The sequence below is a fragment of the Pseudomonas sp. BRM28 genome, assembly GCF_002939405.1.
Lineage (GTDB): Bacteria > Pseudomonadota > Gammaproteobacteria > Pseudomonadales > Pseudomonadaceae > Aquipseudomonas > Aquipseudomonas palmensis.
Genome location: NZ_PEFV01000001.1, coordinates 4603670 through 4624783 on the forward strand (window position 1 = coordinate 4603670; position 21114 = coordinate 4624783).

Consider the following 21114-nt stretch of genomic DNA (forward strand, 5'->3'; position numbering starts at 1 on the left):
CTCGTCAAACTTACAGCGCCAGCCAACCGACGAACGGTCAGGCCACCTCCGGGTCTTCGGCGGGCCAGAACGGCTCGTTGGCTTCCAGAGGGGGCAGGCCGTGGGCGGCCCGCGCCGCGTTGCAGTCGTCGTTGGGCTGGCCATTGACCCAGGCGGCATCGAACTCGCGGCAGGGGCTGGAGCGCTGGGCATAGAGCGAACAGCTGACGCTCTTGCCGATCTCGCCTTCAAGCCCTATGCAGCGACACGGCTTGGCGTCGGTGCCGATCATCGCCACCCGGGTCGGGTTGATCTGCACCACCAGTTCATCAGGCACGACACCCCCGGCCGAGGTGCATTCACCCCAGAAAAAGGACACACGGAAATACGCGCAGCAGGCACCGCAAGTCAAACAAGGATTGTTTTCGGACATGATTTGGGAGGGGGGGAGAAGTATCGTTGGAGGGAGAAACCCGACGATCATTCTATGCTTCGGCGTGGCGTTGAAAAGGGGGGCAGTGAAAGAAATATGGGCGGCCGACGGAAGGCGGTGTCGCGCCCTTCGCCGGCAAGGCCGGCTCCTACGGGAGCAGGCCTTGCCGGCGAGGTGCATCACGACGTGCGTGAAGCCCTGACCGCCTTCGGCGCCTCGATGCCATCGGCACGGAACATCTGGCGGATGCCGCGCACCGCCTGGCGAATGCGGTCCTGGTTCTCGATCAGGGCAAAGCGCACATGGTCATCGCCATAGTCGCCAAAGCCGATGCCCGGCGACACGCATACCTTGGCTTCGGCCAGCAGCTTCTTGGCGAACTCCAGCGAACCCAGGTGCGCGTACTGCTCGGGGATCTTGGCCCACACGTACATCGAGGCCTTGGGGTTCTCGACCATCCAGCCGGTCTCGTGCAGGCCCTTGACCAGCACGTTGCGCCGCTGGCGGTACTGCTCGGCGATGTCGCGCACGCACTGCTGGTCGCCTTCGAGCGCCGCGATCGCCGCCACCTGCAACGGCGTGAAGGTGCCGTAGTCGTGGTAGCTCTTGATTCGCGCCAGGGCGTTGACCAGCTCCGGGTTGCCGACCATGAAGCCGATCCGCCAGCCGGCCATGTTGTAGCTCTTGGACAGCGTGAAGAACTCCACGGCGATGTCCTTGGCACCCGGCACCTGCATGATCGACGGGGCCTTCCAGCCGTCGTAGACGATGTCGGCATAGGCCAGGTCGTGGATCACCAGCACGTCGTACTGCTTGGCCAGTGCCACCACCCGCTCGAAGAAGTCCAGCTCCACGCACTGCGCGGTGGGGTTGGAGGGGAACCCCAGGATCATCATCTTGGGCTTGGGGATCGACTCGCGGATCGCCCGCTCCAGCTCGTTGAAGAAGTCCACGCCGGGCACCAGCGGCACCGAACGCACCTGGGCCCCGGCGATCACCGCGCCGTAGATGTGGATCGGGTAGCTGGGGTTGGGCACCAGCACGGTATCGCCGTGGTCCAGGGTGGCCAGCATCAGGTGGGCCAGGCCCTCCTTGGAGCCGATGGTGACAATGGCTTCGGACTCGGGGTCGATCTCGACGTCGTAGCGGTCCTTGTACCAGTGCGAGATGGCCCGGCGCAGGCGCGGGATACCGCGCGAGGTGGAGTAGCCGTGGGTGTCTTCGCGCTGGGCGACCTGTACCAGCTTCTCGACGATGTGCGGCGGCGTGGCCCCGTCGGGGTTGCCCATGCTCAGGTCGATGATGTCTTCGCCACGACGGCGCGCGGCCATCTTGAGTTCGGCGGTGATGTTGAATACGTAGGGGGGGAGACGATCTATGCGCGCAAAGCGGCGCGGCGAACCTTGGTCAGCCATGGTTACCTCGAGGACGTAAGCGCCCGGAACCGTCCGAGCGACGTTGGCCACTGCGGTGGCCGAGGCAGAAGATAGTGCCTGCAGGCAATGCCTGTAAAGTGGATTCGATCGCGGGCCGCGCAGCGCGGCCGCGACCGATGCCGGGTGTCAGCACAGACGCTCGAACGACAGCGAGCGCCAGCTCCCCACATCCAGGCCCTCCTCCGGCGCCATGTGGGCCCCGCGCACGAAGCTGAAAGCCTTGCGCATATCGCCCTGGTGGACCAGCCGATGCTCCCCTTCGGACTCGCTCAGCAGCGTGTAGGAGTGCTTGCGCATGGCCCTGTAGCGGGCATCGTCGCGGTCCATGGCATCCAGGTAGTCGGCCACCTGCCCTTCGCTCAGCTCAAGGCGTTTTTGCAGCGTCACGCCCCAGCGGGTCAGGCAGGTTTCGGCAAAATGGCGCACGATCAGGCCCGGGTCGGGCAGCTCGTTGCCGGCACTGGCGCCATCGGCCGAGGCATTGCCCACCAGCGTGGCGTGGCGTCCTGGCAGTGGAAAGATGTGGACACGGGTATCGGGATAGGTGGACGGGATGACGCAGGCGAAGCCCTTGGAACGCTCGTCGCGAGAAAAGAAACCCACGTACTCCTTCACGTTGGTGCGCAGGTGCAGGCGGTGTGGCTGCAGGTTGTTGATCCCGGGCACGGGGTCGATGGCAAAGATGTTCACCGGCACGTGGGCCAGTTGCGGGTCGTCGGCCATGGCGTTGGCGAGCATGTGGGCACTGATGCCGCCGCGGCTCCAGCCCACGATATTGACCTTATCGGGAATCAGGCCGTCCTTGCGGTGCATGCGGATGATGCCTTCCTGGAGTTGCTGCGGGGTCACGCCGCGGTCGCCATAGTCGTACTGGCGCCAGAACCAGGAACCCTCCTTCTTCACGTCCTCGATCGGCACGCCGGCTGACTTCAGGCGGTTGTAGTCCTGCTCGGTGAGTTTTTCGCGCTGCCAGGTGCAGGAGCCCTTGATGACCTGCAGGGCGTGGGCCACGTTCTGCTCCCAGCCGGCGCCGAACAGGGTGCCGGTGAGGCCGTATTCCTTGTTTTCGATGAACAGGTCATCGGCCTGCAGGTTGCCGCTGCCCGGGCCGTCGATGGCGATCCAGTTGGCGAACTCGCGGCTCTGGTCGTTGGAAGCAAGGGTGGCGACCAGTTCGCCGTTCCAGAAATTGGGGTTCTGGTCATCGAAACGGTGCGATCCGGTGCCGCAGAAGTAAACGGTCAGAATGCTCATGGCGGTGTGCTCCTTGGGGTGGGGAGCCGTCACGCTAGCAATGCCGGGGGTTGCGTGTTCAGCGGGGAGTGGTGCCCGGGTGGGAGGGATTGCCGGCCGTTGGCATACACCGATCCAGAGGCGCTCAGGCTTTTGATCTGCTTTTGATCTTCTGGCCCTTCAGGAGGCCGAGTGGAGCGCCTGCGTAGTGGGGTGTAGGGCCATGGATGGCCCGGAAAGTGCCGACGGGCAGGGACGCCCGTGCGGCGCGGCCCCCGGAGCAGGTGCGGAGCGAGGGGACCCGGAGCGTAGCGTAGGGCCGTATGCAGGGCCCAGCCTTTTTGGTTACTTTTGGGGCGTTTGCCAAAAGTGACCCGCTGTAAGAGCGGAAGGCGCCGCTCGCAGCGCTATCCATGTCGGATAATCACAACGACATGAAAATCGACAATCATGTGCTTATCCAGCATGGATATCGACATTTAGGGCCCCTTCCGCTCTTACAGCGGCTTACTTTTTTCTTGGAAAAAGTAAGCAAAACCGCTCCGTCCAGCATCCGGCCCTACGCTTCGCTACGGGTCCCCTCATTCCACCCACGCTCCGTGGGGCCGCGCCGCACGGGCGTCCCTGCCCGTCGGCACTTTCCGGGCCATCCATGGCCCTACACCCCACTACACGCGGGCTCCATTCGGCCTCCTGAAGGACGGAAAGATCAAAAGCAAAAGCAAGAGCAAGAGCGAAGCCGTTTCTGAAGGGCAAAAAAAACCCCGGCACCTTTCGGCCCGGGGTCTCTTTCAACACATCAGATCAATGCGCGTAGGTCAGCAGCAGCTCGGTCGGCACCTTGGTGTCCAACGACATCATCACGCTCAACGCAGTGATGGTGAAGATGGAAAACACGAACAGCTTGCGCGCCCACAGGCGATCATCCACAGCCTTGTAGCCGGTCCAGGCCATGTACAACCAGTACATGCCCATCGCCGCCGCAACAGCCATGTAGCTCATGCCGGCATAACCACCGATGGTCAGCATCAGGGTCGCTGCCAGGAACGCCACGATGTACCAGAGGATGTGTTTCTTGGCCACCAGGATGCCACGCTTGACCGGCAGTACCGGAATCGAGGCCGCCAGGTAGTCGTTGAAGCGGAAGATCGCGATCGCATAGGAATGCGGCATCTGCCACAGGCTGAACATCACCAGCAGGGTCAACGCAGCCAGGTCGAAGCTGTTGCTCACGGCGCAGTAGCCGATCACCGGAGGCATGGCACCGGACAGGCTGCCTACCAGGGTGCCGTGCACCGATTTGCGCTTCAGGTACAGGCTGTAGAAACCCACGTAGATGATAAACCCGATCAGGCCGAACAACGCTGCCAGGGCATTGGCCTGCACGTACAGCAGGCCAAGCCCGGCCACCCCGAGCAGGGTGGCGTAGGCCAGCGCGATCTTCAGCGAGACCTGCCCTTGAACCATCACACGGTTCTTGGTGCGCTCCATCTTGATGTCGATGTCACGGTCGATGCAGTTGTTGAACACGCAACCGGACGCCACCACCAGCGAAGTGCCGATCACCGTGGCCAGGAACAGCATGAAGTCCACATGCCCTTGCGCGGCAAGGAAGAAACCGCCTGCCACAGAAAGCACGTTACCGAAAATGATCCCCGGTTTGGTGATTTGGATAAAGTGCTTAAAGGACATGCCGTCTTACCTCACTTCGCCATCATGCTGGTGTGGATGCTGAACATGATCCACAGCGACAGGCCGACCAACAGTGCAATGACCAACCCGGTGAACAGGAAGGCGCTGACGTTCTCACGCTGCTCTGGCGAACGGTCCAGGTGCAGGAAGTAGTACAGGTGCACGACGATCTGGATGACCGCGAAGGCCACCACGATCAGTACGGTCATGTCTTTGGGCAAGGTCGGGTACATCACCAGACCGAACGGGATCAGCGTCAGGATCACCGACAGTACGAAGCCGATTGCGTACGACTTCACGCTGCCGTGGCTGCCCTCGGCGTGCTCGTTATGTGCGTTAGCCATTTACAGAACCCCCAGCAGATAGACAACGGTGAATACGCAGATCCAGACCACGTCCAGGAAGTGCCAGAACAGGCTCAGGCAACCCATGCGGGTCTTGGCCGAACCGGTGATGCCCTTCTTCTGGATCTGGTACATCATCACGGCCATCCAGATCAGACCACCGGTCACGTGCAGACCGTGGGTGCCGACCAGGGCGAAGAAGCCCGACAGGAAGCCGCTGCGCTGCGGGCCGAAGCCTTCGCTGATCAGCAGGTGGAACTCGTTGACTTCCATGACGATGAAGCCAAGGCCGAGCAGGAAGGTGACTGCCAGCCAGGCCAGTACACCGTTCTTGTTGCCCTTGTACATCTGCAGCATGGCGAAGCCGAAGGTGATACTGGAGAACAGCAGCAGCGCGGTTTCAGCCAGTACATACGGCAGTTCGAAGATGTCGTGACCCGACGGGCCGCCGGCAAAGTTGCCGGACAGCACCGCGTAGGCTGCGAAGATCGACGCAAACAGGATGCAGTCGGTCATCAGGTACAGCCAGAAACCGAATACGGTCATCTGGCCCGAGTCGTGGTGTTCTTCGTGCCCATGGTCGTGACCATGAGCAGCATCAGCATTGATTACATGACTGGACATTGATTAAACCCGTTCAAACGATTCGACAGGCGCACCGACTGGCGAGCCGGTAGCCAGACCGAGGTGCTTCAGACGCTCACCTTCGATACGTGCCACTTCCTCGGCAGGAACCATGTAGCCCTGGTCGTCACGCGCAGCGTGAGCAACGAAGACAGCGATGGTGCCGATCAGGCCGACCGCGGCCAACCACCAGATGTGCCAGATGGTGGCGAAACCGAAGACGGTCAACAGCGCGCCCATGTACAGACCGGTAGCGGTGTTGTTCGGCATGTGGATCGGTGCGTACTGGGCCGGAGCCTTGTAGGCGATACCGGCGCGCTTGGCTTCGGTCCATGCGTCCAGGCCGACTTTTTCCGGCATGGTGGCGAAGTTGTAGAACGGCGGTGGCGACGAGGTCGACCATTCCAGGGTGTGCGCATTCCATGGGTCGCCAGTGACGTCCATGTTGTCCTTGCGATCGCGGATCGACACGTACAGCTGGATCAGCTGGCAGGCGATACCGAACAGGATCAGCACGGCACCGACCACGGCCACGTACAGGTACGGTTCCCAGGCAGGGTTGTCCGAGTGGTTCAGACGACGGGTCATGCCCATGAAGCCCAGTGCGTACAGCGGCATGAAGGCCACGTAGAAACCGGAGATCCAGAACCAGAAGGCAGCCTTGCCCCACTTCTCGTTCAGGGTGAAACCGAAGGCTTTCGGGAACCAGAAGGCGAAGCCGGCAATGTAGCCGAACACCGCACCACCGATGATCACGTTGTGGAAGTGAGCGATCACGAACAGGCTGTTGTGCAGCACGAAGTCAGCACCAGGTACGGCCAGCAGTACGCCGGTCATGCCGCCGATCGAGAAGGTCACCATGAAGCCCAGGGTCCACAGCACTGGCGCGGTGAAGCGCAGACGGCCCTGGTAGATCGTGAACAGCCAGTTGAACAGCTTGACCCCGGTCGGGATCGAAATGAGCATGGTCGCCAGACCGAAGAAGGTGTTGACGCTGGCGCCCGAACCCATGGTGAAGAAGTGGTGCAGCCATACGCCGAAGCCCAGAACCGAGATCGCACCCGAGGCGTAGATCATCGACTTGTGGCCGAACAGGCGCTTGCCGGTAAAGGTCGAGATGACTTCCGAGAACACGCCGAACGCCGGCAGGATCAGGATGTACACCTCAGGGTGACCCCATGCCCAGAACAGGTTGACGTACATCATCGGGTTCCCACCAAGCTCGTTGGTGAAAATGTGGAAGTCCAGATAACGGTCAACGGTCAGCAGTGCCAGGGTCGCGGTCAGGATCGGGAACGAAGCCACGATCAGGATGTTGGCCCAGGTGCAGGTCCAGGTGAAGATCGGCATGTCCATCAGCTTCATGCCAGGGGCGCGCATTTTCAGCACGGTGGCCAGGAAGTTGACACCGGTCAGCGTTGTCCCCAATCCGGATATCTGTAGCGCCCAGATGTAGTAGTCGACACCGACCCCAGGGCTGTACTGGATACCCGCCAGCGGTGGATAGGCCACCCAGCCGGTCTTGGCGAACTCGCCCACGCCCAGGGAGATGTTGACCAGCGCAACGCCGGACACCAGCAGCCAGAAGCTCAGGGAGTTGAGGAACGGGAAGGCAACGTCACGTGCACCGATCTGCAGAGGCAGGGCCAGGTTCATCAGGCCGGTGAAGAATGGCATCGCCATGAAGATGATCATGATCACACCGTGAGCGGTGAAGATCTGGTCATAGTGTTCAGGAGGCAGATAGCCCTCGGCGCCGCCAGTGGCCATGGCCAGCTGGGTACGCATCATGATGGCGTCGGCAAAGCCGCGCAGCAGCATGACCATCGCGACGATGATGTACATCACCCCGATCTTCTTGTGGTCGACCGACGTCAGCCACTCGGTCCACAAGTAGGTCCACTTGCGGAAATAGGTGATTGCAGCAACCAACGCGAGACCGCCGAGCGCGATCATGGCGAGGGTCACCATGACTATCGGCTCGTGATACGGGATCGCGTCCAGACTAAGTTTACCGAACATCTTTTACTCCTCTGCCCCAGCAGCTGAATGCATACTCACGTCCATCGCTTCGGCCGCTTCTTTGTGCTCTTTCTTCTCGTGCACCACCGGCTTGCCACGGTTCATGCCCTCGTACTTGTCGACGATGGACTGGAACATGTTTTCCGGGGCCACGCTGTAGAGCGCAACCGGGTTGTTTTCGCTAGGTTTGGCCAGAGCCTCGTAGGTGGCCTTGTCCAGTTGTTGCGGCGACTGCTTGACCTCGTTGACCCACGCCTCGAAATCTTCCTGGGACGTGGCGATCGCCTTGAACTTCATGCCGGTGAAGCCGGCACCGCTGTAGTTGGCGGAGATCCCGTCGAACTCGGCGTTCTGGTTGGCAATCAGGTGCAGCTTGGTGGTCATGCCCGCCATCGCGTAGATCTGGCCGCCCAGGCCCGGGATGAAGAACGAGTTCATCACGGCGTCGGAGGTCACGCGGAAATTGACCGGGGTGTTGGCCGGGAAGACGATCTTGTTGACCGTGGCAATGCCCTGTTCCGGGTAGATGAACAGCCATTTCCAGTCCAGCGCGACCACGTCGATCTGCACCGGCTTCACGTCGGAATCCAGTGGACGGTACGGGTCCAGCTTATGGGTGGAGAGGTAGGTGACATAACCCAGGGCGATGATGATCAGCACCGGGATGGACCATACGGCCACTTCGATCTTGGTCGAGTGCGACCAGTCAGGGGTGTAGGTGGCAGCCTTGTTGGAGGCGCGATACTTCCACGCGAACGCGATCGTCATGAAAATGACAGGAATCACCACCAGCAACATCAGGCCGGTAGCGATCAGGATCAGGTTCCTTTGCTCAATGCCGACCTGGCCCTTCGGGTCGAGCAGGGTCCAGTTGCACCCACTGAGTAAAAGCATGCCTAAAAAGGGCAGAATGCCAAACAGTCTGGGGTAACGCTTTTTACTCATCTCACGACCTCTAGAGCAGCTTGCTTCAATGCAATTTGTGTTTTGGTCGCCAACACTTCGTCCTGCCAAGCGTCAGCATTTATGGGATCGAATACGGTCACGCCGGAATTCAGCTGCGGCTGCTCGGCAGAACCGGTGTGCAACGGTGCTTATTGTTTTGACTTCGTAGGCAATCAGGCCTGTTTACAGACCAATTCCATTTGGTGCGGAAAATCACGGGAGGGGGGTCAGCCCGGCATCGCCGCAGGCGATGCTCGTCAGAGTCACGAAAGGGGCCGGAGCTCCTTTAATCCTGCAACTCGCAAGCGGTGCCGAACGGAAATTGGGGGCGATTGTAGTGACGTAACATGGCCATGACTATGACTTATTGAGCAACAGTCCTTTACAGAAAACGTAACAATAGCGCAGTAAAAATCAATTTCGCGACAGTTTGTCGCACCCTTGGCTGTAGCCCTGAAATGCCCGTACCGCAAGGGTTGGGACTTGATCCAGGTCAACCTGGAGGCGACTTCTTCGGAAAATTCTCAAGCCCTGCGCACTTGCCTCGACACGGGACTTTTGTCTAACGCTGGCGACGGTTGCGGTAGATGCCCAGCGGCACCAGCACGGCGGTCAGCACGAAGGCCAGCAGCGCCCATTGCGCCAGCGACAGCCCCAGCACCGGCGGGTACGGCGTCGAGCAGAAACCATCCACCTGGAACACCAGCGGCAGCACCGAGGCCAGCGGCAGGCCGTCGACGATCGGCTGCAGGGTGTCGATGCCGCAACTGACGGCCGGGTTGGCCAGAATGTAGGCGTGGTTGCCCGCTGCAGCAATGCCGCCGATGGCGCTCAGCACCACCAGGGCCTCGAACAGCGTGAGGCTGCGCCGCCCGGGCATGGCCGCACCGATGAAGGCGAACAGGGCGATGAACAGCAATGCATAGCGCTGCAGGATGCACAGTGGACATGGTGCCTCGCCCAGCACGATCTGCATGTACAGGGCACCGCCGATCAGCGCCAGGCAGATGGCGCCCAGCAGTACCAGAAAGCGCCGTTCCCGATTCAGGCGCTGCGTTAGATCGTTCATTCCCGTTCCCTTCACTAGATAGGTGGCTCAAGCCTGGGCGCAATTCTACACGCCGACCATGACCACAGGGAGTGAAGGTTAAACCGATTAAAAGAAGATTAAGGTCGGCAGCTTAGCCGGCGCCTGCAGCACATACGCGCAGCTGCAGGCGCCGGCATTGCCGGCGAACAGGCCCCGGCCCTTACTCGAGTGCCGCCGCCGGCCCGAAGAACTCGTAGCGGCTCTGCTGCTCCGGCACCCCCAGGGCCTTGAGCTGACGCCTGATCGCCGCCATGAAGCCCTTGGGCCCCAGGAAGTACGCGTCCAGGTCACGCTCGACCGGCAGCCACTGCGCCAGTTGATCCTGGCTCAGCAGCCCCACGGCGTCGGCCGGCAGGCTCACCCCATCATCCTCGGCGTAGCAATAGAAGCGCTTGAGCTGCGGATGACGCGCCGCGCGTTCGTCCACCCAGTCGCGAAACGCATGCACCGCACCGTTGCGCGCGCAATGAATGAAGTGCACCAGGCGACCGCTGGCCAGGGCCGCGTCGAGCATCGCCAGTGTCGGGGTGATCCCTACCCCGCCGCTGATCAGCACCAGCGGCTTGTCGCTGGCGCTCAGGGTGAACTCGCCCGCCGGCGGGAACAGCTCCAGGGTATCGCCCACCTGCAGGTGCTCATGCAGGTAGTTGGACACCTTGCCGCCCGCCTCGCGCTTGACGCTGATGCGGTACTCGCGGCCGTCACCCAGCGCCGACAATGAATAGTTGCGCCGATGCTCCTGGCCATCGATCTGCACCTTCAGGCCCAGGTACTGGCCGGGCTCGCCCTTGAGGACCGGGCCGCCATCGAGCGGGGCGAAGTGAAACGAGACGATCTCGCTGCTCTCCTGCACCCGCGCCGCCAGCCGGAACGCCCGCGCACCGCGCCAGCCACCCGGCGCCTGGGCCTTCTGCTGGTACAGGCCCTCTTCGGCGCCGATCAGGATATCGGCCAGTTGCTGGTAGGCCGCGCCCCAGGCCGCGATGACCTCGGGGGTGGCGACCTCCTTGCCGAGCACCTCTTCGATGGCACGCAGCAGGCAGGCGCCGACGATCGGGTAGTGCTCGGGCAGGATCTGCAGCGCCACGTGCTTGTTGATGATCTGGTTCACCAGGCCGCCCAGTTGCTCGAGCTGGTCGATATGGCGTGCATACATCAGTACGCCATTGGCCAGCGCCCGCGGCTGGTCGCCGCTGGCCTGGTTGGCCTGGTTGAACAACGGACGCACCTCGGGGTATTCGCTGAGCATCAGTTTGTAGAAATGCGTGGTCAGCGCCTCGCCGCCGCTTTCAAGCAGCGGAACGGTGGCTTTGACGATGGCACGATCTTGGGCATTGAGCATGGGTAACTCCCGGGCCTTATGGCTTCTGGATAATCTGCCCGGGTTGTTTCAGCTTTCGTGCCAACTATTAAATCCATATAAATCAATAGCTTGAATATTTTTGAGTCAAATTGACCACAGCCCTGCTAGAGTCATAAAGACTCGAAGGAGTCATCATGACCGCAAAATCCCTGCTTACCGCACTGCTGCCCCTGGTCAGCGACCTGTCTCGCGAGCTGCCCGAACGCGAACGCTACCGTCGCCTGCTCGAAGCCATGCGCGCCCTGTTGCCATGCGACGCCGCCGCGCTGCTGCGCCTGGATGGCGAATGGCTGGTCCCCCTGGCGGTGGACGGCCTGAGCCCCGACACCCTGGGCCGGCGCTTCAAGGTCAGCGAACACCCGCGCTTCGCCGCCCTGCTCAGCCGCAGCGAGCCGACCCGCTTTGCCAGCGACAGCCAACTGCCCGACCCCTACGACGGCCTGGTCGAGGGCCTGCACCAGCACCTGGAGGTACACGACTGCATGGGCTGCCCGCTGTTCGTCGACGAACGGCCCTGGGGCCTGATCACCCTCGATGCGCTGGCCCCGGAGCGCTTCCAGCAGGTCGAGCTGGACGCCCTGCAGGCCTTCGCCAGCCTGGCCGCCGCCACGGTCAACGTGGCGCAACGTATCGAACGCCTGGCCCTGCGCGCCGAAGACGAACACCAGCGCGCCGAGATCTACCGCCAGGCCAGCGGCCAGCAGCACCAGGAACTGATCGGCCAGAGCAAGGCCCACAAGCACCTGCTCGAAGAGATCCGCCTGGTCGCCGGCAGCGACCTGACTGTACTGGTCACCGGTGAAACCGGGGTCGGCAAGGAGCTGGTGGCCCAGGCCATCCACCAGCAGTCGGCGCGTGCCGACAAGCCGATGATCAGCCTCAACTGCGCCGCCTTGCCCGACACCCTGGTCGAGAGCGAGCTGTTCGGCCATGTGCGCGGCGCCTTCACCGGCGCGGTGGGCGAGCGACGCGGCAAGTTCGAGCTGGCCAACGGCGGCACACTGTTTCTCGACGAAGTGGGCGAACTGTCGCTGGCCGTGCAGGCCAAGCTGCTGCGCGTGCTGCAAAGCGGACAGCTGCAGCGCCTGGGCTCGGACCAGGAGCACCAGGTGGATGTGCGCCTGATTGCCGCCACCAACCGCGACCTGGCCGAGGAAGTGCGTGCCGGGCGCTACCGCGCCGACTTCTACCACCGCCTGAGCGTGTACCCGCTGCGGGTGCCGGCGCTGCGCGAGCGCGGGCGCGACGTGCTGCTGCTCAGTGGCTACTTCCTGGAGCAGAACCGCTCGCGCATGGGCCTGAACAGCCTGCGCCTGAGCAGCGATGCCCAGGCCGCGCTGCTGGCGTACGACTGGCCGGGCAATGTGCGCGAACTGGAGCACCTGATCGGCCGCTCGTCGCTCAAGGCGCTGGGCCAGCACCCCGAGCGGCCGAAGATCCTGACCCTGGAGGCCCGCGACTTCGACCTGCCCGGCGCCGGCCCGGGGGCAGCGCCCAGCGTGGCGGCGCCACTGCCACCACCGCCCGGCACCGACCTGCGCCAGGCCCTGGACCTGTACCAGCGCCAGCTGATCGAGGCCTGCCTGGAGCGCCACCAGCACAACTGGGCCAGTGCCGCGCGCGAGCTGGGCCTGGACCGCGCCAACCTCAGCCGCCTGGCCCGCCGACTGGGGCTACGCTGAAGTGCAGTGGCGGATTAAAGCCTGGCGTGCTCGGGTCGATAACCCGGCAGATCCCTTATTCTCTTTGCCCTGAAGGTGCCTATGGCCTCGCAAAATGCCCGCGCCGACTCGCTGTCGCTGCTGCTGTTCACCCTGCGCAGCGGCAAGCTGATGGCAATCAACCTGCTCAAGGTCAGCGAGATCATCCCTTGCCCGCCCCTGACCAAGCTCCCGGAATCGCACCCGCACGTCAAAGGCGTGGCCACCCTGCGGGGCAACTCGCTGTCGGTCATCGACCTGTCGCGCGCCATCGGCGAGCGCCCGCTGGAAGACCCCAACGGCGGCTGCCTGATCGTCACCGACATCAGCCGCTCCAAGCAGGGCCTGCACGTGCAGGCGGTGAGCCGCATCGTGCATTGCCTGAGTACCGACATCAAGCCGCCGCCCTACGGGTCGAGCAGCAAGGCATTCATCACCGGGGTAACCCAGGTGGACGGCACGCTGGTGCAGGTGCTGGACATCGAAAAGGTCATTCACGGCATTGCGCCGCCGCCGCGTGAAGTGAGCAGCAGCGAGCTGAACCCCGAAGACGCCGCCGTTCTGCAGGCCACCAACATACTGGTGGTCGATGACAGCCATGTGGCACTCCACCAGTCGGTGCTGACCCTGCGCGGCCTGGGGCTGGAATGCCACACCGCCAAGAGCGCCAAGGATGCCATCGACACCCTGCTGGAGCTGCAGGGCACCGACCGGGAGATCAACGTAGTGGTCTCGGACATCGAGATGTCCGAGATGGACGGCTACGCCTTCACCCGCACACTGCGCGAAACGCCTGACTTCCAGCACCTCTATGTACTGCTGCACACCTCGCTGGACAGCGCGATGAACAGCGAGAAAGCCCGGCTGGCAGGGGCGAACGCGGTGCTGACCAAGTTCTCCTCGCCGGAGCTCACCGATTGCCTGATCGTGGCAGCGCGGGCGGTGGCTTTCGCCGAGCGCTGAGCCGACCCCCTTCGCCGGCAAGGCCGGCTCCTACAGGCACCGCGTACCCTTGTAGGAGCCGGCCTTGCCGGCGAAAAAAACCGGACAAACGCTGAAACGCTCCCGCTCCTGCAAAAATCGACGCTCTGGCATAATCAGCGGCCTGCCCCCCATGAGCCGCCCATCATGAAAACCCTTACCTTTACTCTGCTGGCCCTGTTCAGCCTGGGCGCCCACGCCTCCAGTGATCAAGCCTGGGCTAACCACGAAAAAGCCCTGACCAGGGCCTGCCTCGCCGCCAGTCAGTTCAAGGATGCCCGGCCCGCCAGCAAGCCGGCCGAGTTCGACGACCGCGTCGGCTACAGTGCCCTGCTGATCAGCGGCCACTACCCGCAAAAGCACATGAAGAACCAGAAAGGCAGCGAGCTGTGCCTGTTCGACAAGCAGCGCAAGACTGCCTTCATCACCGAATGGACCCCCGCCAAACCGTGACCAGCGCTGCAACCTCACTCCAGTTCGACTGCACCGGCTGTGGCAAATGCTGCAATGGCCACCACGTTCCCCTGACCCTCGACGAAGCGCGCCACTGGGTGGCAGATGGCGGCCAGCTCATCGTGCTGGTGGAAGCCTTTCTGGCCAACGGCCAGGGCCTGCCCGACGCCCAGCGCGAGCACGCCACCCGCCGTGCCTGCGCCGTGCCCTGCGGCAGTACCCAGGCACACGTGGCCATCACCTTCGCCGCGTTCAACCCCGGCGCCTGCCGCAATCTGGATGCCGACAACCTGTGTCGCATCTATGAGCGCCGGCCGCTGGTGTGCCGCATCTACCCGATGGAAATCAACCCGCACATCCCGTTGCGCCCCGACGCCAAGGACTGCCCGACCGAAGCCTGGCAACGCGGCCCGGTACTGATCCACGGCAGCCAGCTGATGGACCGCCAACTGGCCGAACTGATCGAGCGCTCGCGCCAGGCCGACCGCGACGATATCCACGCCAAGGTGCAGATCTGCCAGCAACTAGGCATCACCACCAGCGCGCTCAAGGGCAACGGCTTCACCGCCTACCTGCCCGACACCGGGGCGCTGCACGCCGCCCTGCACGCCCCGGGCAACGCCGCGCTAGTGCCCTGGACCCTGCACGTGGAAAACCCGGCACTGGTCGAGCAACTGCATCAGGCCGGCGCCCGGGTGTGCAGCACATCGGCTGGCCACTACAGCTTCATCGGTTTCTGAGCGGCGCCTAGCGGCGCTGCCAGAACTCCTCGGCCAGGCGCCGCAGGTCTTCGGCCAGGCCGGCCACGTCGCTGGCGTTGGCATGCCCGTGCTGACCGGCCACCACGCTCTCTTCGCTGGCCTGGCGAATGCTGATGATGTTGCGGTTGATATCTTCGCTGACCAGGCTCTGCTGCTCCACCGCCGCAGCAATCTGCAGGCTCATCTCGCTGATCTGGTTGACCTGCTGGCTGATGCCGTCCAGCGCCACCGCCGCCTGCTGCGCCTGCTCGACGCTCTGCCCGGCATGCTCGCGGCTCTCGTGCATGGCCTGCACCGCATCGCGGGTGCCGCGCTGCAAGGCGCTGATCATGCGCTGGATTTCGCCGGTGGACTCGGCCGTGCGCTTGGCCAGGCCGCGCACCTCATCGGCGACCACCGCAAAGCCACGCCCCTGATCCCCCGCCCGCGCCGCCTCGATGGCCGCGTTCAGTGCCAGCAGGTTGGTCTGCTCGGCGATGCTGTGGATAACCGACAGCACTCCAGAAATTTCCATGCTGTGGCCTTCCAGGGTGTGGATAACCTCGGTGGCAGCGCTCAGCGCGCTGGCCAGCTCGAGGATGCTGCTGCGGCTGCGGTCCACCAACTGGTGACCATTCTGGGTGGCATCTTCGGCATGCTCGGCGGCCTCCGAAGCCTGCTGGGCATTGCTGGCCACCTCGGCCACGCTGGTGGTCATCTGGTTGATTGCCGCCGCCACCTGATCGGCCTCGCCCTGCTGGCCCAGGGTGGTGGTGTGGCTGTGCTGCAGGTGCTGGGCCAGCTCTGCGGTGTGGCCGGCCAGGCGCTGCGAGGTATCGCCAATGCGCCCCACCACCGCCCCGATCTGCGCCTCGAGCATCAGCAGGGCGAATTCGATCTGCCCCACGGCGCCCGCCTTGCCGGTATACAGCTGCTGGCTCAACGGGTTGTCGGCAATCGACTGCGCCCGCACCCGTAGTTGTTCCAGCGGGCGCAGCAGCGCCGACACCAGCAGCGCACTGAGCCCACCGGCGGCCACCAGCTCCAGCAGCCACTGCCACGGCAGCGCCGGCAACAGCAGGCGGCTGGTGCCCAGCACCACTGCCAGCACCAGGCCTGTGCCCAGCCCCAGCTGCAACGCCAGCCCAGGGCGCGGCAGGCGCTGCCACCAGGGCAACGGGCGCTGCTGGCGCAAGCGTGCATAGCAGCGTTCGGCGGCCTCCACCTGCGCCGGGGTGGGCTTGGTGCGCACCGACTGGTACTCCACCGTCTGGCCCTGGCTGGTGACCGGCGACACGAATGCGCTGACCCAGTAGTGGTCGCCATTCTTGCAGCGGTTCTTCACCAGCCCCATCCACGAGCGGCCGGCCTTGAGGGTCTGCCACATCTGCGCAAAGGCCTGGGAAGGCATGTCGGGATGGCGTACCACATGGTGCAACTGGCCAATCAGCTCGTCGCGCTCGAACCCGCTGACCTTGAGAAAATCCTCGTTGGCATAGGTAATGGCGCTGGTCAGATCGGTGGTGGAAAGGATATTCGCGTCACCGGGGTAATCTACATTGCGGCCGGTCACAGGCAGATTGCTCTTCATCGAAAGCGCTCGCGTTTTTATAGGTGGAGGGGCGGCAGGGCGAGAGACTCTACGGGGCAACATTTAGTAAAACCTTGATCCAGCGCAGACTATTGGCACTTGGCCATCTGCCAGCTGACAGCGCTGACAGGTGGGCGTCACACTGCTGACCCCCAGTAGCAGCTATAACCTACTGACAGCCCTCCTTTTTCTGCCCTGGCGCCGTGCACGCATGCGAATTTCCAGCTCTCGAGTGTTTTTTTTCGGCCTGATAGCGTTGCTGCTGGGCCTGGCGCTGTACCTGACTTTCGGTCGCCACACGGCCAGCCAACCGGCCATGCCCGTGGCCACCCCGGTCAGTGTGATCCAGGTGCAGCAGCAGGATGTGCCGCACTACCTCAGCGCCATCGGCGCGGTGCAGTCGCTGCACAGCGTGCAGATCCGCCCCCAGGTGGAGGGCGTGCTGACCCGGATCCTGGTCAAGGAGGGCCAGTCGGTGCAGGCCGGCGACCTGCTGGCCACCCTGGATGACCGCAGCATCCGCGCCAGCCTCGAGCAGGCCCAGGCGCAACTGGGCCAGAGCCAGGCCCAGCAGCAGGTGGCCGAGGTCGACCTCAGGCGCTACCGCCTGCTCAGCGAAGACAACGGCATCTCGCGCCAGACCCTCGACCAGCAGCAGGCACTGGTCAACCAGCTCAAGGCAAGCATCCTCGGCAACCAGGCAGCGATCGCCGCGGCCAAGGTGCAGTTGTCGTACACCCAGATCCGCTCGCCGGTCACCGGACGGGTGGGCATTCGCAACATCGACGAAGGCAATCTGGTGCGCACCAGCGACGCCCAGGGCCTGTTCAGCGTGACCCAGATCGACCCCATTGCGGTGGAGTTCGCCGTGCCGCAGCAATGGCTGCCGACCCTGCAGGGGCTGGTGGCCGCCGAACCCCCGGCGCCGATCCGTGCCTACCTCGAAGGCAACGGCGACAGCGGCGGCCTGCTGCTGGGTGAAGGGCACCTGAGCCTGATCGACAACCAGATCGCCGCCAACACCGGCACCCTGCGCGCCAAGGCCGCGTTCGACAATGCCCAGGCCCGCCTGTGGCCGGGGCAACTGGTGAGCCTGAAGATCCAGACCAGCATCCAGCGCGATGCGCTGGTGGTGCCCCCCGGCGTGGTGCAGCGGGGCATCGACCAGCACTTCGTGTACCGCGTCGAGGGCGACAAGGTCGCGGTGGTGCCGGTCAAGGTGCTGTACCAGGACAGCAACCTCAACGTGATCAGCGGCGTAGCGGTCAACGACACGCTGGTGGCCGACGGGCAGTCGCGGCTCAGGCCCGGCGCCCGGGTCGAGGTACTGACAGCCCCGCCCGCCGCGCCCGTCGGCGACGATGTTGCCGGCAGCGGTGTGCAGCCATGAGCGGGCGCAGCTCGATCAGTGCGTGGTGCATCGACCGCCCGGTGGCCACCCTGCTGCTGACCTTCGCCCTGGTGCTGCTGGGCGTGGTGGCGTTCCCGCAGTTGCCGGTGGCACCGCTGCCCGAGGCGGACTTCCCCACCATTCAGGTCAGCGCGCAGCTGCCCGGCGCCAGCCCCGAGACCATGGCCTCGTCGGTGGCCACCCCGCTGGAGGTGCAGTTCAGCGCCATCCCCGGCATGACCCAGATGACCTCCAGCAGCGCACTGGGCTCCACCAGCCTGATCCTGCAGTTCACCCTCGACAAGAACATCGACACCGCCGCCCAGGAAGTCCAGGCCGCGATCAACACCGCCTCCTCGCGCCTGCCCCAGGACATGCCGAGCCTGCCCACCTGGCGCAAGGTCAACCCGGCCGACAGCCCGGTGCTGATCATGACCGTCAGCTCCGCGCAGATGCCGGCCAACGAACTGAGCGACTACGCCGAAACCCTGCTGGCACGCCAGCTGAGCCAGATCGACGGGGTCGGGCTGGTCAACATCACCGGCCAGCAGCGCCCGGCGATTCGCGTGCAGGCCCAGCCGGAAAAACTCGCCGCCATCGGCCTGACCCTGGCCGACCTGCGCCAGGCCATCCAGCAGACCAGCCTCAACCTGGCCAAGGGCGCGCTGTACGGCGACAGCAGCGTGTCGACCCTGGCCACCAACGACCAGTTGTTCCACCCCGATGAATACGCCCAGCTCATCGTCGCCTACCGCGACGGCGCCCCGGTGCACCTCAAGGACGTGGCCACGGTCATCAACGGCGCCGAAAACGCCTATGTCAAAGCCTGGTCCGGCGACCAGGAAGGCCTCAACCTGGTGGTGTTCCGCCAGCCCGGGGCCAACATCGTCGATACCGTGGACCGGGTCATGCAGGCGCTGCCGCACCTGGAGGAAATGCTCCCGGCATCGGTGCAGGTGTCGGTGCTCAGCGACCGCACCCAGACCATCCGCGCCTCGCTGCACGAGGTGGAGATCACCCTGCTGATCGCCGTGCTGCTGGTGATCGCGGTCATGGCGCTGTTCCTGCGCCAGTGGTCGGCCACGCTGATCGTCTCCAGCGTGCTGGGGGTATCGCTGGTGGCCAGCTTCGCGCTGATGTACCTGTTCGGCTTCAGCCTGAACAACCTGACCCTGGTGGCCATCGTCATCGCCGTGGGGTTTGTGGTGGACGATGCCATCGTGGTGGTGGAAAACATCCACCGGCACCTGGAGGCCGGCGACGACAGCCGCACGGCTGCCCTCAAGGGCGCCGGCGAGATCGGCTTCACCGTGGTCTCGATCAGCTTCTCGCTGGTGGCCGCGTTCATCCCGCTGCTGTTCATGGGGGGCGTGGTGGGGCGGCTGTTCAAGGAGTTCGCCCTCACCGCCACCTCCACCATCCTGATTTCGGTGGTGGTCTCGCTGACCCTGGCGCCGACCCTGTGCGCGCTGTTCATGCGCCGCCCGCAACACCCCGAGCACGCCGCGCCGACCTTCGGCGAGCGCCTGGTGGCCGGTTACGATCGTCTGCTGGTCAGGGCCCTGGCGCACCAGCGGCTGATGCTCGGGCTGTTCTTCGTGACCCTGGCCCTGGCCATCGGCGGCTACGTGGCCATTCCCAAGGGCTTCTTTCCGGTGCAGGACACCGGCTTCATCCTCGGCACCACCGAGGCCGCGGCCGACGTGTCGTACCCGGACATGGTGCGCAAGCACCAGGCGCTGGCGAAGATCATCGAGGCCGACCCTGCGGTACGCGCGTTCTCGCACTCGGTGGGGGTTACCGGCAGCAACCAGACCATCGCCAACGGGCGCTTCTGGATCGCCCTCAAGGACCCTGCCCAGCGCGACGTGTCGGCCAGCGAGTTCATCGACCGGCTGCGCCCCAAGGCCGCCCAGGTGCCGGGCCTGGTGCTGTACCTGCGGGCCGGGCAGGACATCAACCTCAGCTCCGGGCCCAGCCGCAGCCAGTACCAGTACGTGCTCAAGAGCAACGACGGCCCGGCGCTCAACCTGTGGACCCAGCGCCTGACCGAACGCCTGCACGCCAACCCGGCGTTCCGCGACCTGTCCAACGACCTGCAGCTGGGCGCCAGCGTGACCCGCATCGACATCGACCGCCAGGCCGCCGCGCGTTTCGGCCTGACCACCGCCGACGTCGACCAGGCGCTGTACGACGCCTTCGGCCAGCGTCAGATCAGCGAGTTCCAGACCGAGACCAACCAGTACAAGGTGATCCTGGAAATCGATGCACGCCAGCGTGGCAAGGCCGAGAGCCTGGCCTACTTCTACCTGCGCTCGCCCCTCAGTGGCGAGATGGTGCCGCTGGCGGCGCTGGCCAAGGTCGCGGCGCCCAGCACCGGGCCGCTGTCGATCAGCCACGACGGGCTGTTCCCGGCCGCCAACCTGTCGTTCAACCTGGCACCGGGGGTAGCCCTGGGCGATGCGGTGAGCATCCTCGAACGCACCCAGCGCGAGCTGGGCATGCCGGCCTCGATCATCGGCACCTTCCAGGGCGCGGCCCAGGCCTTCCAGAGTTCGCTGTCGAGCCAGCCGTGGTTGATCCTGGCCGCGCTGGTGGCGGTGTACATCATTCTGGGGGTGCTCTACGAGAGCTTCGTGCACCCGCTGACCATCATCTCCACCCTGCCCTCGGCGGGCCTTGGCGCACTGGCGCTGCTGTGGCTGATGGGCCAGGACTTCACCATCATGGGCCTGATCGGCGTGGTGCTGCTGATCGGCATCGTCAAGAAGAACGGCATCCTGCTCATCGACTTTGCCCTGGAGGCCCAGCGCCAGCGCGGGCTTGCGCCAGAGGCGGCGATCCACGAGGCGTGCCTGACGCGCTTTCGTCCGATCATCATGACCACCCTGGCCGCCCTGCTGGGCGCGGTGCCACTGATGCTCGGCGCCGGGGCCGGGGCCGAGCTGCGCCAGCCGCTGGGCATCGCGGTGGTGGGCGGGCTGCTGGTCAGCCAGGCGCTGACACTGTTCACCACGCCGGTCATATACTTGGCCCTGGAGCGCCTGTTCCACCGCCGCCGCAACGACCTGCCGGCGGCCCGGCCGATCGAGAACTGA

At 64.3% G+C, this 21114-nt stretch carries 17 protein-coding genes and 1 pseudogene; 6 read left to right on the forward strand and 12 right to left on the reverse strand.

Annotated elements, in window-relative coordinates; genetic code table 11:
- Positions 1-37 precede the first annotated feature (37 nt).
- The 10 genes from CR917_RS21385 to hmpA form a co-directional block, all read right to left on the reverse strand.
- Entirely contained in the window at positions 38-412 is a 375-nt protein-coding gene (locus tag CR917_RS21385; RefSeq protein ID WP_043864412.1) for a YkgJ family cysteine cluster protein, read from the reverse strand.
- A gap of 179 nt (positions 413-591) precedes the next feature.
- Positions 592-1827 carry an alanine transaminase gene (gene alaC, locus CR917_RS21390; protein ID WP_104572930.1) on the reverse strand — a complete coding sequence of 412 codons (1236 nt, stop codon included), beginning with the start codon at positions 1825-1827 and terminating at the stop codon, positions 592-594.
- A gap of 147 nt (positions 1828-1974) precedes the next feature.
- Positions 1975-3102, reverse strand: coding sequence for a hypothetical protein (locus CR917_RS21395; protein ID WP_104572931.1), 1128 nt, complete (start codon positions 3100-3102; stop codon positions 1975-1977).
- A gap of 783 nt (positions 3103-3885) precedes the next feature.
- Positions 3886-4773 (reverse strand): heme o synthase, encoded by an 888-nt coding sequence (gene cyoE / locus CR917_RS21400; RefSeq protein WP_043864408.1) that lies wholly within the window; start codon positions 4771-4773, stop codon positions 3886-3888.
- Between the two features lie 11 nt (positions 4774-4784).
- On the reverse strand, positions 4785-5117 hold the full coding sequence (gene cyoD, locus CR917_RS21405) for a cytochrome o ubiquinol oxidase subunit IV (protein ID WP_043864407.1): 333 nt from the start codon (positions 5115-5117) through the stop codon (positions 4785-4787).
- Entirely contained in the window at positions 5118-5741 is a 624-nt protein-coding gene (gene cyoC / locus CR917_RS21410) for a cytochrome o ubiquinol oxidase subunit III (RefSeq protein WP_043864406.1), read from the reverse strand.
- Between the two features lie 3 nt (positions 5742-5744).
- Positions 5745-7763 carry a cytochrome o ubiquinol oxidase subunit I gene (cyoB, locus tag CR917_RS21415; RefSeq protein ID WP_043864405.1) on the reverse strand — a complete coding sequence of 673 codons (2019 nt, stop codon included), beginning with the start codon at positions 7761-7763 and terminating at the stop codon, positions 5745-5747.
- Positions 7764-7766: 3 nt separating this feature from the next.
- Complete coding sequence (gene cyoA / locus CR917_RS21420) at positions 7767-8708, reverse strand: ubiquinol oxidase subunit II (RefSeq protein ID WP_043864404.1); 942 nt, start codon at positions 8706-8708, stop codon at positions 7767-7769.
- 562 nt (positions 8709-9270) lie between these two features.
- Entirely contained in the window at positions 9271-9777 is a 507-nt protein-coding gene (locus CR917_RS21425) for a disulfide bond formation protein B (protein WP_043864403.1), read from the reverse strand.
- A gap of 181 nt (positions 9778-9958) precedes the next feature.
- Positions 9959-11140: an NO-inducible flavohemoprotein gene (gene hmpA, locus CR917_RS21430; protein WP_104572932.1), complete on the reverse strand. Its 1182-nt coding sequence runs from the start codon at positions 11138-11140 to the stop codon at positions 9959-9961.
- A 155-nt stretch (positions 11141-11295) separates the two neighbouring features.
- Here hmpA and norR point away from each other — a divergent pair, with 155 nt between their 5' ends.
- The 4 genes from norR to CR917_RS21450 all read left to right on the forward strand — a co-directional run bounded on the left by norR (position 11296) and on the right by CR917_RS21450 (position 15035).
- Positions 11296-12843 carry a nitric oxide reductase transcriptional regulator NorR gene (norR, locus tag CR917_RS21435; RefSeq protein ID WP_043864401.1) on the forward strand — a complete coding sequence of 516 codons (1548 nt, stop codon included), beginning with the start codon at positions 11296-11298 and terminating at the stop codon, positions 12841-12843.
- Positions 12844-12924: 81 nt separating this feature from the next.
- Complete coding sequence (locus CR917_RS21440; protein WP_043864400.1) at positions 12925-13824, forward strand: chemotaxis protein; 900 nt, start codon at positions 12925-12927, stop codon at positions 13822-13824.
- Between the two features lie 165 nt (positions 13825-13989).
- Positions 13990-14295, forward strand: a complete 306-nt coding sequence (locus CR917_RS21445) for a hypothetical protein (RefSeq protein WP_088515290.1) — start codon at positions 13990-13992, stop codon at positions 14293-14295.
- Entirely contained in the window at positions 14274-15035 is a 762-nt protein-coding gene (locus tag CR917_RS21450; protein WP_104572933.1) for a YkgJ family cysteine cluster protein, read from the forward strand. Before CR917_RS21445 ends, CR917_RS21450 begins: the two co-directional genes overlap by 22 nt.
- A 7-nt stretch (positions 15036-15042) precedes the next feature.
- Here CR917_RS21450 and CR917_RS28220 read toward each other — a convergent pair whose 3' ends face one another.
- Together CR917_RS28220 and CR917_RS28225 are read right to left on the reverse strand one after the other, a co-directional pair.
- Entirely contained in the window at positions 15043-15915 is an 873-nt protein-coding gene (locus CR917_RS28220) for a methyl-accepting chemotaxis protein (protein ID WP_370409068.1), read from the reverse strand.
- Positions 15916-16296: 381 nt separating this feature from the next.
- A pseudogene (locus CR917_RS28225) lies at positions 16297-16689 on the reverse strand (PAS domain-containing protein); the annotation flags it as partial.
- Between the two features lie 148 nt (positions 16690-16837).
- Between CR917_RS28225 and CR917_RS21460 the strand changes: the two are divergent.
- Positions 16838-18016 (forward strand): efflux RND transporter periplasmic adaptor subunit, encoded by a 1179-nt coding sequence (locus CR917_RS21460; protein WP_058541382.1) that lies wholly within the window; start codon positions 16838-16840, stop codon positions 18014-18016.
- Positions 18013-21114, forward strand: coding sequence for a multidrug efflux RND transporter permease subunit (locus CR917_RS21465; protein ID WP_043864395.1), 3102 nt, complete (start codon positions 18013-18015; stop codon positions 21112-21114). Before CR917_RS21460 ends, CR917_RS21465 begins: the two co-directional genes overlap by 4 nt.

Bases quoted from the DNA above. Each gene is read 5' to 3' on its own strand.
- CR917_RS21385 (WP_043864412.1), bottom strand. From the start codon at position 412: ATGTCCGAAAACAATCCTTGTTTGACTTGCGGTGCCTGCTGCGCGTAT.
- alaC (WP_104572930.1), bottom strand. From the start codon at position 1,827: ATGGCTGACCAAGGTTCGCCGCGCCGCTTTGCGCGCATAGATCGTCTC.
- CR917_RS21395 (WP_104572931.1), bottom strand. From the start codon at position 3,102: ATGAGCATTCTGACCGTTTACTTCTGCGGCACCGGATCGCACCGTTTC.
- cyoE (WP_043864408.1), bottom strand. From the start codon at position 4,773: ATGTCCTTTAAGCACTTTATCCAAATCACCAAACCGGGGATCATTTTC.
- cyoD (WP_043864407.1), bottom strand. From the start codon at position 5,117: ATGGCTAACGCACATAACGAGCACGCCGAGGGCAGCCACGGCAGCGTG.
- cyoC (WP_043864406.1), bottom strand. From the start codon at position 5,741: ATGTCCAGTCATGTAATCAATGCTGATGCTGCTCATGGTCACGACCAT.
- cyoB (WP_043864405.1), bottom strand. From the start codon at position 7,763: ATGTTCGGTAAACTTAGTCTGGACGCGATCCCGTATCACGAGCCGATA.
- cyoA (WP_043864404.1), bottom strand. From the start codon at position 8,708: ATGAGTAAAAAGCGTTACCCCAGACTGTTTGGCATTCTGCCCTTTTTA.
- CR917_RS21425 (WP_043864403.1), bottom strand. From the start codon at position 9,777: ATGAACGATCTAACGCAGCGCCTGAATCGGGAACGGCGCTTTCTGGTA.
- hmpA (WP_104572932.1), bottom strand. From the start codon at position 11,140: ATGCTCAATGCCCAAGATCGTGCCATCGTCAAAGCCACCGTTCCGCTG.
- norR (WP_043864401.1), top strand. From the start codon at position 11,296: ATGACCGCAAAATCCCTGCTTACCGCACTGCTGCCCCTGGTCAGCGAC.
- CR917_RS21440 (WP_043864400.1), top strand. From the start codon at position 12,925: ATGGCCTCGCAAAATGCCCGCGCCGACTCGCTGTCGCTGCTGCTGTTC.
- CR917_RS21445 (WP_088515290.1), top strand. From the start codon at position 13,990: ATGAAAACCCTTACCTTTACTCTGCTGGCCCTGTTCAGCCTGGGCGCC.
- CR917_RS21450 (WP_104572933.1), top strand. From the start codon at position 14,274: ATGGACCCCCGCCAAACCGTGACCAGCGCTGCAACCTCACTCCAGTTC.
- CR917_RS28220 (WP_370409068.1), bottom strand. From the start codon at position 15,915: ATGCTCGAGGCGCAGATCGGGGCGGTGGTGGGGCGCATTGGCGATACC.
- CR917_RS21460 (WP_058541382.1), top strand. From the start codon at position 16,838: ATGCGAATTTCCAGCTCTCGAGTGTTTTTTTTCGGCCTGATAGCGTTG.
- CR917_RS21465 (WP_043864395.1), top strand. From the start codon at position 18,013: ATGAGCGGGCGCAGCTCGATCAGTGCGTGGTGCATCGACCGCCCGGTG.